Consider the following 13035-nt stretch of genomic DNA (forward strand, 5'->3'; position numbering starts at 1 on the left):
TGGAGGTCATGGCCGAGACCTCCTCCCCGACCAACCGCTTCCCGCCCCAGATTCCCTACATCATCGGGAACGAGGCCTGCGAGCGCTTCAGCTTCTACGGGATGCGGAACATCCTGACGGTGTTCTTCATCGACTACCTGTTGCGCACGCACGTGCCCGACGTGGGCGCGCGCGAGGCGCAGGCGAAGGGCCTGTTCCACCTGTTCATGGCGGGGGTGTTCTTCTTTCCGCTCATCGGTGGCTACCTGGCGGACCGCTTCTTCGGGAAGTTCCAGACCATCTTCGCGCTGAGCCTCGTGTATTGCGCGGGGCACGCGTGCCTGGCGTTCTTCGAGGACAACGCCACGGGCTTCTACACGGGCCTGACGCTCATCGCGGTGGGCAGCGGCGGCATCAAGCCGTGCGTCGCCGCGATGGTGGGTGACCAGTTCACGGCGGGCAACAGCCACCTGGTGAAGAAGGTCTTCGCCATCTTCTACTGGACCATCAACTTCGGTTCGTTCTTCGCGTCGCTGTTCGTGCCGCTGTTGATGACGAAGTTCGGGCCGGCGGTGGCGTTCGGCGTGCCGGGCGTGCTGATGTTCCTGGCGACGGTCATCTTCTGGGCGGGCCGCAAGCACTACGTGCTGGTGCCGCCCACGGGCCCCAACCCGCACTCCTTCCTCAAGGTGGTGGCCAGCGCCTTCAAGGGCGACGCGCCCCGGGGGGGCCACTGGCTGGACCGCGCGAAGGCGACGCACCCGGCGGAGGCGGTGGAGGGCGTGAAGGCGGTGTTCCGGGTGGCGGGGCTGATGCTGCCCTTCATCCCCTTCTTCTGGATGTTGTTCGACCAGAAGGCGTCCACCTGGGTGGTGCAGGCGCGCTCGATGGATCCGCACGTGGGCAGCCTGGTGTTCCAGCCCAGCCAGATGCAGTTCATCAACCCGCTGCTGGTGATGTTGCTGATTCCGTTCCTCACCGCCGTCATCTACCCGCTCTCCCAGCGGCTGGGCTGGGAGCTGACGCCGCTGCGGCGCATGCCCCTGGGGCTGGTGTTCGGCGCGGTGTCGTTCCTCATCGCCGGCTTCTTCCAGGTGGCGATGGAGGGCGGAGCCACGCTGAACATCACCTGGCAGTTGTTGCCGTACATCGTGCTGACGGTGGGGGAGATCCTCGTGTCCACCACGGGCCTGGAGTTCGCGTACACGCAGGCGCCCCGGGAGATGAAGGGCACCGTGCAGAGCGTCTGGCTGGTGACGAACACGCTGGCCAACGTGGCGGTGGCCATCGCCGCGGCGCTCAACGTCTTCACCGGCGCGGGGCAGTTCTTCTTCTACGCGGGCATGGCGCTGGTGGCCGCGGTGGGCATGGCGCTGGTGGCGCGCCGCTTCGTCGTGCACGACTACTTCCAGGCGGACGCGAAGGCCCCGGTGGCTGGCCACGCGCCGGCGGTGGAGCCCAAGCCGGCGTAGCCCACGGGGACCGGGGCCCGCCGTCAGATGAAGGTGTGGTTGATCTTCTTGTACGACGGGTCGTCCGGGAGGACGCGGGGGAAGTCGTTGACCGTCAGGGCCACGAGCCCGTGCGCCCTGGAGGGGACGTCCTCCTTCCGCGCACGGACATAGCGGCTGTCCGCGATCCACGCGCACTTCGTGGGGTTGTAGCCGTCCACATAGTGGCCATACAGCGCGTCGCGGATGCTCCGGGCCGAGGCCTCGTCGCGGATGAAGGCGCTGAGCTCCCCGTCGTAGACCATGCTCCGGTAGGTGAAGTTGGCGGAGCCCACCACCGCGACCCGGTCATCGAACAGCGCCAGCTTGGAGTGGATGTAGATGGCCGTGTCGCCATGGAACGGCGCGAGGAAGCGCACCCGGTCGCCCTCGAAGCCCTCCAGTGACAGCAGGGGCACCGTGGTGGAGGTTCCCCCCTGAGGGTGGAAGGTGAAGCTGTCCTTCTCCAGCCAGGTGTTGCTGACCATCGACGTGATGCTGCGCAGCGTGCTCCACGCGTTGAGGCTCTCGTTGATCTTCCAGACGGAGCAGTCGTCCCGCGCCACCCGCTTTCCCGCCACGGTGACGTGCGTGCAGCCCGCCAGGGACAGCTTCGCGAAGGAGATGTAGTTCAGGTAGTCGAAGGGGAACGGGTTGCCCTTGTAGGGATAGGGCACCATCACGCAGACCTTCGGCGGGCGGGGCTTCTTGAGCCGGGCGACCAGCTCGGTGACGAGCGTCGGGTCACTGAAGGCGAAGCCCTCGAAGTAGATGCTGTCCTGGGCCTTGCGGATCTCCTCCACCAGCAGGGACTGGATGTCCGTGGAGCGGCCCAGGTAGCTCTCCGAGTTGGTGGTGGCGATCTGCACCGACACCTTCTGGCTCTTGTGCAGTTGCTCATCGCGCCGGGCGCGCGGCAGCTCGTCGTACTCGGTGGGGTCGCTGATGGGCGACGTCGCCCTGCCCGCCTGGCCCGTCAGGGTGCCGACCTCGTAGAAGCGCTTCTGCCAGCGGCGCAGCCACTCCGTTTCGATGTCCACGGCGCCGGGGCCCCGGAGGAGCAGCGCGGTGTCATGCACCGTGTTCTCCAGCGGGGGTTCGCCCATGCCGCCGCCCTCGTCCCCGTCGTGGGCCTCGTTGTCCCAGTAGAAGTTCGCCAGGTTCAACCCGCCAATGAGCGCGGTCAGCTTCCCCGCCACGCTGAACAGCGCGATCTTCTGGTGGACGGACGAACCATTCCACCCGTTGTAGACCTCCAGCAGGCAGCGGATCCGTCCGTCCGGCCGCTTCTTGTTCTTGCTGTCGTAGCGCCCCACCTGGGCGGCCGTCTTCTCGTTCACGGCGAGGATGCCGGCGCTCATGTTCTTGTCGAAGCGCACGTCGAGCCGGGCCGGGCACCACATGATGAGGTCCACCGGGTGGCCCTGGTCCGCCACCCCCTTGAGCTTGGGGACGAGCGTCGTGCCGCTGGGAAGCCGGAGGTCCTGGCTGATCTCCCAGTAGGCCAGCCGCACGTAGGTGTCGGGCCCCGGCTCCGCCTTCGCCACCGTGTCGAGCAGGTCCTCCAGGGCGCGGAAGAAGTTCTCCCCGTCGAGCACCAGTTGCACCGCATTGCCTTCACTGACCGCATTCATCGTCGAACGCTCCACCGGTGGACGCCACGCAGTGAGCATAGGCGAGCCCCTGAGCAGGGACGTGGGGCGAGGGAGAAATAGACAAACGCCGGAGTGCCCCAGGGGCGCTCCGGCGTTCGTGCTGCTCACGGTGTCCCGCCCGGCTCAGGTGGCCGCGTGCGCCGCCCCACCCTGCTGCGGGGCGGCCGGCACGGGCGTCACTTCATCCGTGCCGTGCATCATCCGCTTCAGCATGGGGGCGAGGAACAGCAGGATGACGCCCGCCAGCCCCGCGCCGATGACGATGGTGAGGAACACGCTGAACTCACCCATCTTCTCCGAGTAGCCACCCAGCACGCCGGACAGCTTGTTGGCCACCGCGTTCGCCAGGAACCACACGCCCATCATCGCGGAGGTGACGCGCTGGGGCGCCACCTTGCTCACCATGGAGAGGCCCACCGGCGACAGGCACAGCTCGCCCATGGTGTGGAACAGGTACGCCATGATGACCCACCACGCCGCCGCCTTGCCGTCGCCCGCGCTCTCCTTGGAGGCGCCCAGCATGAAGGCGAAGCCCACCGCCACGCAGATGAGGCCCAGCGACATCTTCACCGGGATGCTCAGGTCCTTGCCCCGGGCCGCCAGCGCGCTCCACAGCATCGCGAACAGCGGCGCCAGCGCCACGATGAAGAAGGAGTTGAAGTTCTGGAACCAGGTGGTGGGCACCTCCCAGCCGAACATCACCCGGTCCACCTTCTGGTCCGTGTAGAGGTTCATCAGGCCGCCCGCCTGCTCGAAGCCCGTCCAGAACGCCACCACGAACAGCGCGATGATGAAGATGACGATGATGCGATCCCACTCCTCGCGGGAGAAGGTGTGGCGCTTGCCATCCGACGTCGCCGTCACCGACGGGGGCGGACGCGGCGCGGGCTCCAGGCCCACGTTGCCCAGCAGGCGGCGGGAGAAGGCCATGAAGACGATGACGCCCAGGGCCATGCCCACGCCCGCGGACCCGAAGCCCCAGTGCCAGCCCACGCGCTCACCCAGCGTGCCGCAGATGAAGTTGCCCAGCACCGCGCCCAGGTTGATGCCCATGTAGAAGATGGTGAAGGCACCGTCGCGCCGGCCGTCCCCCGCGGGGTACAGCCCGCCCACCATCGTGGAGATGTTCGGCTTGAAGAAGCCGTTGCCGATGATGAGGAAGCCCAGCCCCGCGTAGAAGATGGAGACGCCTGGCAAGGCCAACAACAGGTGGCCGATGATCATCAGCACACCGCCCAACAACACCGCCTTGCGCTGGCCGATGTAGCGGTCCGCGATGTAGCCGCCCAGGATGGGCGTCAGGTACACGAGGCCCGTGTACGTGCCGTAGAGGCTCAGGGCATCCGCTGTGGACCAGCCAAAGCCGCCCCGCACCTTGTCGGTGAGGAAGAGCACCAACAGGCCGCGCATGCCGTAATAGGACATGCGCTCCCACATCTCGGTGGCGAACAACAGGTAGAGGCCCGGGGGATGCCCCTTGCGGGCCTCGCCCGCGGCGACGGTGCTTTGCATGCCGTGAGTTCCTCGAACGGATTCTTGTGAGGGGGAACGAAAGACGCGCGACTGTAACAGAGTCATGCCAACAGCGAGGACAGAGGACACCGCGCGTGCAGGGGAATTCCCGCTCCCTGCGCGAGCAGCCCCTCGGGCCCCCGTGTCTCCCGTCCCGTGGCCGCGTGCGTCAGCTGATGCGCCGCGACCAGCGCCCCCAGCCTGACGTCCCGGCACCCGCACCAAGGGTGGAGGTCGCCGCCAGCGGCTCCGCGTGCGCCGGGCGCAGGGGCAGCCGCACCTCCACCCGCGTGCCCTGCCCCATCTGGCTGGAGATGTGGATGCGTCCGCCGTGCTGCAGGACGATGCGACGGCTGAGCGCCAGCCCCAGGCCGGTGCCCTCACCGGCCGCGCGGGTGGAGAAGAAGGGCTGGAAGAGCCGCTCCAGGTCCTCCGGGCGGATGCCCACCCCGGTGTCCACGATGGTGACGCGCGCCTCGTCGCCCTCCTGCGCCGTCTCCACCAGCACGCGACCGGTGGAGCCCACCGCGCGCAGGGCGTTGTCCAACAGGTTGAGCCACACCTGGTTGAGCATGCCGGGGTCGCCCCAGATGGGGTCCGCGCACTGGTAGGCGCGCTCCACCACCACGTCCGGGGGGATGCGCCAGCCCAGCACGCTGAGCGTGGAGTCGAGCGCCTGATCCAACCGCACCGCCACGGGCTTCTCCGCCGTGCGCACGAAGGACAGGAGCGACTCCGCCAGGTGGCGGATCCGCTGGCCGCACTCCTCCATCACCTCCAGCATCGCCGGCCCCATGTTCGGGTCGCCGCCGGACTGCCGGCCCTGGAGCACGTCCTTCAGCGGGATGAGCGCGTTCATCAGCCCGTTGAGCGGGTTTCGCACCTCGTGCGCGAAGCCGGAGGTGAGCAGGCCGATGGCCGCCAGCCGCTCGTTCTCCGCCGCTCGCACCGCCGCCTCGCGCAGACGCAGCTGCGTCTCCACGCGCGCCAGCAGCTCTCGCGGGCTGAAGGGCTTGCCCAGGTAGTCATTGGCGCCCGCGCCCAGGGCCTCCACCTTGGCGGCCACCTCCTGGCGCGCGGTGAGCAGGATGACGGGCAGGTCCACCGTCTGCGCATGGGCGCGCAGCTGCACCAGCAGGTTGAGGCCGGACAGCACCGGCATCATCACGTCCGACACCACCAGGTCCGGCCGCTCCTCCAGCGCCCGGCGCACGCCCTCCTCGCCGTTCGCCGCCTCCAGCACCCGGTAGCTGGGCGCGAGGATGTCCGCGATGAAGGCGCGGATCTCCGCGTCGTCCTCCACCACCAGGATGCGGGGGGCCTTGGAGTCCGCGCGCGTGTGGTCCTGCGGCTCCGTGGGGCGCTGCGTCCCCGCGACGGTGGCGGCCAGCACGGTGGCGAAGCGGCCGGAGCTGCGGCGCTCCCGGCGCGCGGGCAGGTCCGTGACCCGGCGCTCGCGCAGGTCCTCGCGCAGGTGCTGGGTGCCCTTGGGCAGCCGCACGCGGAAGCTGCTGCCCTGGCCCGGCGTGCTCGACACCTCGATGCCGCCCGAGTGCAGCTCCAGCGTCTCCTTCACCAGCGCCAGGCCAATGCCGCTGCCTCCGAAGCGCCGCGTGCCGGACGTGTCCGCCTGGGCGAAGCGGTCGAAGATGACGGACAGGTCCGCGGGCGCCATGCCCTGGCCGGTGTCCACCACCTCCACGTGCACGCTGGCCTCGTCCTCGCGCAGGCGCACGGCGATGCTGCCCCCGGGCGGCGTGAACTTGAGCGCGTTGGACACCAGGTTGTGGAACACGCCCTCGATGCGCTCCACGTCCACGTGCACCGGGGACAGCGGCCCGCCCTCCAGCGTGAGGTTCAGCCCCTGCTTCTCCGCCACGGAGCGGAAGGGCAACAGCTGCGACGTGAGGAAGGCGTGCAGCTCCAGCGGCTGGTAGCGCAGGCGCACCTTGCCCGCCTCCAGTTGCGCCAGGTTGAGCAGGTTGTCGATGAGGCGCAGGAGCCGCTGCGTGCTGCGGTCGAGCGTCGTCAGCTGCTGGCGCACCGACGTGGGCAGCGACTCCGGCTCCTTCTGGAGCGCGTCCAGCGACAGGAGGATGAGCGTGAGCGGGGTGCGCAGCTCGTGGCTCACGTTGTCGAAGAACTCCGTCTTCAGCCGGTCCTGCTCGCGCTGCTTGATGAGCGCCGCCTCCAGCTTCGCGTTGGCTTCCGACAGCTCCCGCGTGCGCGCCGCCACGCGGTCCTCCAGCGCCACGTTGCTGCCGAAGACCTCGTCGTAGCGCTGCTGCAGCTCGCGCAGCGAGCCCATGTTCGCCTGCGCCTGCGCGGCGAGCAGCTCGTCCTTGCGCTTGAGCTCGCGCCGCCGGTCCAGCCACCCGCCCAGCGCGAAGCCGCCCACGCCCAGCGACGTCACGGAGAAGAGCGCGTCCCCCCAGCCCAGGTGCGTGGCCAGCAGCCCGCTCACCATGCCCAGCAGGAGGCCCAGGTAGTGCCCCCAGAGCGTGGGCGGATCCGTCCAGGTGAGGTGGTAGCGGCACGCCTCGCCGCCCAGCACCTGGCACTCCGTCTCGCGCACCTCCGCGGGGGCCAGGCCCCAGATGGTGGGGAAGGACGCGAACTGCCCCATGCGCAGCTCGCAGATGTTGCGGGTCTGCTCCGGGGTGCTGCTGCGGTAGGACAGCTTGAGCCGCTTGTGCTCCAGCAGGTCCACCGTGAACATGCCCACCCGGTTGTAGCTGGGGGAGAAGTCGATGGTCTGTTTGTAGCAAGCCTTGGGGGAGCCGAAGGCGCGCAGCATGTAGAAGACGAAGCCCAGCGCCTGCGGTGACGCGGTGAACAGGCCCGCCTCGCGCATGAAGCGCGAGTCGCCGGACTCCTCGCGCAGCGCCGCCGCGGCGCGCTCCAGGAAGCGCAGCGAGACGTAGTTCGTCGGCGTGCGCATGTAGTCCAGCCCCAGGCTGAACCCGTGCTCGCGCCACACCTTCGCCAGGCGCTCGGCGCCGTAGCGGTGTTCGAAGTACAGCAGCAGCGTGGACGTGGCGCGGACGCTCACCTCCGGGGCGTTGTCCGGCGACACGTCCTGCACCTTCACCGCCGGCAGGCGTCCACTCACGTTTTGGTTCCTTCGGTGACCAGCGTCACCGCATATTTCAGTCCCTCCGGGTCCGCCAGCATCTCCAGGAACGCCTCGCAGTGCGCCTGATAGGCGGCGGGGCCGCCCAGGGCGGGCACGGCCACCGGCGCCAGGGCCTCGAAGCGCGTCTTCCAGTCGCGCAGCAGCCGCGCCTCCGCGGCGCCCGGCGCCAGGTAGAAGGGCATCAGGTGCACGCGCAGGTCGGTCAGCCCCGCGCGGCGGAACTCCGAGTAGAGCTTGCGCCCCACGTACAGGTCGAACCCCCGCGCCTCCAGCGCCTCCACGATGCGCTGCGTGCCTTCGCGCAGGGCCTCCGGGAACGGCCAGTTCTGGAAGCCCAGCCCGTCGATGTCGGACACCACGACCCGGCCCCCCGGCCGCGTCACGCGGACCAGCTCCGCGAGCGCCACGCTCCGGTCCGGCAGGTATTCGAAGACGTACTGACTCCACACGTAGTCGAAGGCGTCCGAGGGCAGGCCCGTGGTGCGCACATCCGCCTGGACGAAGGACAGGTGGGGCCGCTGGCCATTGCGCGCCCGCGCCTCGTCGATGCGGCCCGCGTGAAGGTCCACGCCGGTGACATGGCCGCCCTCCCCCACCACCTCCGCCATCAACTCGGCGATGCCTCCCGGGCCGCAGCCCGCGTCCAGCGCCCGGTGCCCCAGCTTGAGGCCCGTGCGGTGGAGCATCGCGCGCGTGTCCTGGGCCTGCTGCTGCTCCCAGAGGCGGCGGGACTCGTCAGCGGATTCCATCAGGTACATCACCGCGCCTCCTGATCATGCGCCGGGACCGGGGACGGGGACGGGGACGCGGCCGGGACCGGGGACCGGTGCGGCGCGCGCCGGGTGGGCACCTGCCGCTCGAAGAGCGAGCGCCAGGCCTCGCACCAGCGCCGCACCATGGAGCGGTGGAAGGTCCACTCGGAGAAGCAGCCCTGGTCCACGAACCCCGCCTCGCGCAGCACCGGCACGTCCAGCGCGTCCACCATGCCCAGCGCCGAGCGCCGGCCCCGTTCGAGCGCGTGCGCCATGCACCGCCCCGCCAGCGCCGCCACCGCGTCGCGCGTCAGGGGGTGCTCGCGGTCCGCGACCACCAGGTTGAACCCGTTGGTGACTTCGATGAGGCTCAGGCCGGGCGTCGCCTCTTCCTGGAGCGCCATCGCGACCGGCCCCGCCGCCCCGTCCACCACGAACATGCGCCGCTCCCGGTGCAGCCCCGCCCTCCGGAAGCGGTCTCCCAGGGCGGACTCGGCGCCCGGGTCCGCGCGCAGGTCCTCGCTGAGCAGGCGCACCATCTCCCCGCGACGGCGCAGGTACGACTCCAGCCACTGGCGATCCTCCGGCCCCGCCTCGCGCACGGCTGGCAGCACCCGCTCCGCCGCGACCGGCCTGGGCCCCAGGTCCGCGCGCAGGTAGTGGAACTGGCGCAGGTGACACAGCCCCTGGCCCTCCAGCACGCGCGCCAGCCAGGTCCCCAGCCGGTGCGGCCAGCGGTTGTCGGTGCGCCACATGTAGCGGATGAACTCCACGTCCTCCATCGCCTCGCCCACCTCCACCGCCAGCGACGTCAGCTCACTGGAGATCTGCTCGCCCCGCCGGACCCCCGGCAGCACGGCCAGGTGCTGCACCAGCCAGGTGCCGGAGTACATGCGCAGGCCGTTGACGTGCCCCAGGAGCCGGTGCGGGTCCGTGAAGACGAGCGAGCGCCCCAGGTCGCGCGCGCGGCCCAGTCGTTCGTGGGTGGCTTCCAGGACGGGCAGGACGCGGGACTCCTCGCCGAACGGGTGGTCCGGGTGGAAGGTGTAGCGGGCGTCCTCCATCATCCGCCAGAGGTCCGGGAAGCGGAACTCCGTGCCGTCCTTCACCTGGGGCGCCCGCGCCGACACGAACGCGTCCACGATGGCGTCGCGCACCGTCCGCGGCATGTCCAGGATGCGCACCCCACAGCGGTAGGGCCTGAGGCGCTGATCATGCCGGGCCTCGAAGGGGACGACGTCCACCGAGCGCACCTCCACCCGGCACGCCACCTCCGTGCCGTCCGGCAGCAGCAGCGTGGTGTCCAGGTGCGAGCCCGCGGGCAGCACCTCGCACGACGCGTCGATGGGGAAGGCGAAGCCGCGCGCGCCCAGGTCCAGCACCGCGCGGGTGATGCGCTGGCCGCCGAAGGGCGAGGTGAAGCGCACGAGGAAGCGGTGGTGCGCGCTGGGGCGGAAGCGCTGCTGGTCGCGCCGGTTCTCCACCGACAGCGAACGGGGCAGCCCCAACACCACGCCGTCCCGCGCGACGTGGAGCATGCTGGTGACGCCCGTGTAGCGCTGACCGCCCATCTCGAAGGAGAGGTGGACCACCTCGCCCACGCTCGTGGGCATCGCCGGGGAGACCTGACCGCGCAGGTGCCCGCGCTCCTCCGACGCCTCCACCGCGGCGGACTCCAACCGGAAGTGCGCCGCCTGGCGGTCCGGAGGGTGCAACCACAGGGGCAGCTCCCGCCGGAGCGCCTTGCGCAGCGCGGCCTGCACGGCCACCGGGTCCCGCAGCGTGCGCGGCGGGGCCGCCGTGGCCTCGCCGGGTCCGGGCCGCCAGGAGAGGCCCACGCGAAGGAAGGCCTGTGGCCCCTGCTGGACGGGCGTGGCGTGGCGCACGTACGCGCGGGCCACGTGCAGCACGGGGCGTCCGTCGCGAACCATGGACAGCCCCTCCAGGGGCGTCCCCGGAAGGAAGGCCGCCATCGACGCGTCCATGGGCACGAGCAGCGCGGCGCCGAAGTGGCCCAGGTCCTGGCACTCCGCGACGAAGGACCGCCCGTGCAGCAGGAAGTCCACCCGCATGCCCGCGTCCAGCGACACGCGCGTGGAGGCGCGCAGCTGGAGGATGTCCCGCAGGCGCGCGCTCAGCTCCCCTTCCGTCAGCGCGTCGTCCACGGTGCTGAAGACGTGGCCCTCCGCCGCCGTCTCCACCAACTCCTCCAGCCCCTGCTGATCCGACCGCGCGCAGACGAACACGCAGACGGCCTCCGGCGCGGCCCGGTCCACGTGGCGCAGGAAGCGGCGCGCGTTGTCCGCGGGCGCGATGATCAACGTGGGCACCGAGGACTCCATGCGGCGCGTGGCCTCCAACTGCGAGCCCACCGCCGCGACCCGGTGCGCGCCCAGCGCCGCCACCAGCGCGCCACGGCGCGCTTCGTCGGGGTGGACGATGAGGACTTCGTGAGTCGGCACGCTCATGGATTTTTCCCGACGCGCAAGAGCCACTCCGGCGCCCGTGCATGGCGCCATTCCCGTCGACGCGGGGCTCGCACGCGCCCCGTTCCCGCCATCCGCATGTCTTGAGTGTCCGAGCCCGGTGCTCTTCCGCTGCCAGCGGCCACGCTGCGACGCCCTCCCGGTGAGCCGCCGGCAAACAACCACCGCGTACTTTACCTGCTCCCATGGATTAGGTGATGTACGCGGGGGTGAGAGACTTTTCGGAATAGGTTAAAGCCGCGGAGTCATCCGGGACCCCCTACTGGGTAGGCCGGACGGCTGGGGTGTGGTGGAGCGCGCTGGCCCCCGCGTCGGGCGGCGGTTACAGAATGCGCGGGCGACGAGGAGGCCCCCCATGGGCGAGACGGTGGACTACGAGGCCGGCATCCGGGAGCTGAAGCGCTCCATGAACGCGGTCATCCTGGCGCACTACTACCAGGAGAGCGAAGTGCAGGACGTGGCTGACTTCGTCGGCGACAGCCTGGCGCTCGCCCAGGCCGCGGCGCGCACGGAGGCGGACGTCATCGTCTTCTGCGGCGTGCACTTCATGGCGGAGACCGCGAAGATCCTCAATCCGACCCGGCAGGTGCTGCTGCCGGACCTGAAGGCGGGCTGCTCGCTGTCGGACCGGTGTCCGCCCGCGGCCTTCAAGGCGTTCAAGGACAAGCACCCGGACGCGTTCGTGGTGTCGTACGTGAACAGCTCCGCCGCGGTGAAGGCGATGAGCGACGTCATCTGCACGTCGTCCAACGCGGTCCGCATCGTGAACCAGATTCCGAAGGACCGGCCCATCCTCTTCGCGCCGGATCAACACCTGGGGCGCCACGTGATGAAGGAGACGGGGCGCGACATGGTGCTGTGGCCGGGCAGCTGCATCGTCCACGAGATCTTCAGTGAGAAGAAGCTGGTGGGGCTGAAGGTGGAGCACCCGGACGCGGAGGTGGTGGCCCATCCGGAGTGCGAGCAGCAGGTGCTGCGGCACGCGGACTTCATCGGGTCCACCAAGGCCATCCTGGACCACGTGGTGAAGAGCCCGAAGTCGAAGTTCATCGTGGTGACGGAGGCCGGCATCCTCCACCAGATGAAGAAGAGCGCGCCGGACAAGACGTACATTCCCGCCCCCCCGGACAACGGGTGCGCGTGCAACGAGTGCCCGTACATGCGCCTCAACACGCTGGAGAAGCTCTACCGGTGCATGCGGGACCGGACCCCGGAGCTGGTGCTGCCGGCGGACCTGCAGCACGCGGCGCTCGCCCCCTTGCGGCGCATGCTGGAGTGGTCGGCCTGACGAGGCGTCCAGCGGACTGTCGTCCGCGTCCCAGGTTTGGAAACTCGCGTCTTGCGGATGGCGGGCCCAAGTGCCATGGAAGAAGCGTGGCCTTCCGATTCCTCGCAATTCCTGCCCACCGGCTGGTGGACTTCCCCAAGACGCTGCCGGACGACGAACGCCTCGAGCCGGACCTGCCGCCGGTGCTCGAGGCGGTGGAGCGCGCCCTCGCCGGCGCCGAGTTCCGCGACCTGAAGGCCAGGGACCGCATGCGCGCCCTGCTCCAGGGAGACCGGCCGCCCGCGCTGGGTTCGCCGGGCAAGGGCTTTGGCCCCAGCGCCGTCTTCGCCCAGCCGCCCCAGGACCTGCCGGCGCTCCTGCGCATGGCGGACGAGCTGGAGCAGCTGGCGCGGCGGGAGGCAGGCGAGCGCGCCCTGGTGTGGAAGTGCGGCGAGTGCAGCGCCCGCTACGCGGTGCCGGTCGCCCTGGTGCGCCAGGTGTCCATCCGCTGTGAGCGCTGCGGCCACCCGGTGCAGCTGTCCTCGCAGCAGAGCCTGGGCGAGGAGGCCCTCATCGACCCGTTCCAGGGCGCGGTGAACACCAGCCGGTACGAGCTGGCGGCCTTCTTCCGCGAGGCGATGGCGCGCGGCTGGCCCGTGCTCGTCGCCGAGGGTGGAACCCCCGCGCCGCGCGGCCGCTCGTCCAGCACCGCGGCCTGAAGCCGTCCGGGGCCCACGCGAGGGCCCCGGTGACGCACC

8 protein-coding genes are annotated in these 13035 nt (G+C 70.3%); 3 read left to right on the forward strand and 5 right to left on the reverse strand.

What is annotated here, in order from left to right:
* The first annotated feature begins 8 nt into the window (after window positions 1-8).
* Window positions 9-1451 carry a POT family MFS transporter gene (locus FOF48_RS14940; protein ID WP_143902016.1) on the forward strand — a complete coding sequence of 481 codons (1443 nt, stop codon included), beginning with the start codon at window positions 9-11 and terminating at the stop codon, window positions 1449-1451.
* A gap of 23 nt (window positions 1452-1474) precedes the next feature.
* Here FOF48_RS14940 and FOF48_RS14945 read toward each other — a convergent pair whose 3' ends face one another.
* The 5 genes from FOF48_RS14945 to FOF48_RS14965 form a co-directional block, all read right to left on the reverse strand.
* A complete protein-coding gene (locus tag FOF48_RS14945; RefSeq protein ID WP_186001912.1) occupies window positions 1475-3103 on the reverse strand; it encodes a phosphatidylserine/phosphatidylglycerophosphate/cardiolipin synthase family protein in 1629 nt (542 codons plus the stop codon).
* Window positions 3104-3247: 144 nt separating this feature from the next.
* On the reverse strand, window positions 3248-4636 hold the full coding sequence (locus FOF48_RS14950; RefSeq protein ID WP_143902020.1) for a peptide MFS transporter: 1389 nt from the start codon (window positions 4634-4636) through the stop codon (window positions 3248-3250).
* Window positions 4637-4805: 169 nt separating this feature from the next.
* Window positions 4806-7748, reverse strand: a complete 2943-nt coding sequence (locus FOF48_RS14955) for an ATP-binding protein (protein ID WP_255442180.1) — start codon at window positions 7746-7748, stop codon at window positions 4806-4808.
* Complete coding sequence (locus FOF48_RS14960) at window positions 7745-8530, reverse strand: methyltransferase domain-containing protein (protein ID WP_186001913.1); 786 nt, start codon at window positions 8528-8530, stop codon at window positions 7745-7747. The genes FOF48_RS14955 and FOF48_RS14960 overlap by 4 nt, the downstream gene beginning before the upstream one ends.
* Window positions 8530-10992 carry a PilZ domain-containing protein gene (locus FOF48_RS14965; RefSeq protein ID WP_235685668.1) on the reverse strand — a complete coding sequence of 821 codons (2463 nt, stop codon included), beginning with the start codon at window positions 10990-10992 and terminating at the stop codon, window positions 8530-8532. The genes FOF48_RS14960 and FOF48_RS14965 overlap by 1 nt, the downstream gene beginning before the upstream one ends.
* 373 nt (window positions 10993-11365) lie before the next feature.
* Here FOF48_RS14965 and nadA point away from each other — a divergent pair, with 373 nt between their 5' ends.
* Both nadA and FOF48_RS14975 read left to right on the forward strand, forming a co-directional pair.
* Window positions 11366-12298: a quinolinate synthase NadA gene (gene nadA / locus FOF48_RS14970; protein ID WP_143902022.1), complete on the forward strand. Its 933-nt coding sequence runs from the start codon at window positions 11366-11368 to the stop codon at window positions 12296-12298.
* Between the two features lie 86 nt (window positions 12299-12384).
* A complete protein-coding gene (locus tag FOF48_RS14975) occupies window positions 12385-12996 on the forward strand; it encodes a hypothetical protein (protein WP_143902024.1) in 612 nt (203 codons plus the stop codon).
* Window positions 12997-13035: the final 39 nt, after the last annotated feature.

This window comes from Corallococcus sp. Z5C101001 (genome assembly GCF_007352635.1).
GTDB classification, from domain to species: domain Bacteria; phylum Myxococcota; class Myxococcia; order Myxococcales; family Myxococcaceae; genus Corallococcus; species Corallococcus silvisoli.

Coding starts and splice junctions, on each gene's coding strand:
- FOF48_RS14945 (WP_186001912.1), bottom strand. CDS start 3,103: ATGAATGCGGTCAGTGAAGGCAATGCGGTGCAACTGGTGCTCGACGGG.
- FOF48_RS14950 (WP_143902020.1), bottom strand. CDS start 4,636: ATGCAAAGCACCGTCGCCGCGGGCGAGGCCCGCAAGGGGCATCCCCCG.
- FOF48_RS14940 (WP_143902016.1), top strand. CDS start 9: ATGGCCGAGACCTCCTCCCCGACCAACCGCTTCCCGCCCCAGATTCCC.
- FOF48_RS14960 (WP_186001913.1), bottom strand. CDS start 8,530: ATGTACCTGATGGAATCCGCTGACGAGTCCCGCCGCCTCTGGGAGCAG.
- FOF48_RS14965 (WP_235685668.1), bottom strand. CDS start 10,992: ATGAGCGTGCCGACTCACGAAGTCCTCATCGTCCACCCCGACGAAGCG.
- nadA (WP_143902022.1), top strand. CDS start 11,366: ATGGGCGAGACGGTGGACTACGAGGCCGGCATCCGGGAGCTGAAGCGC.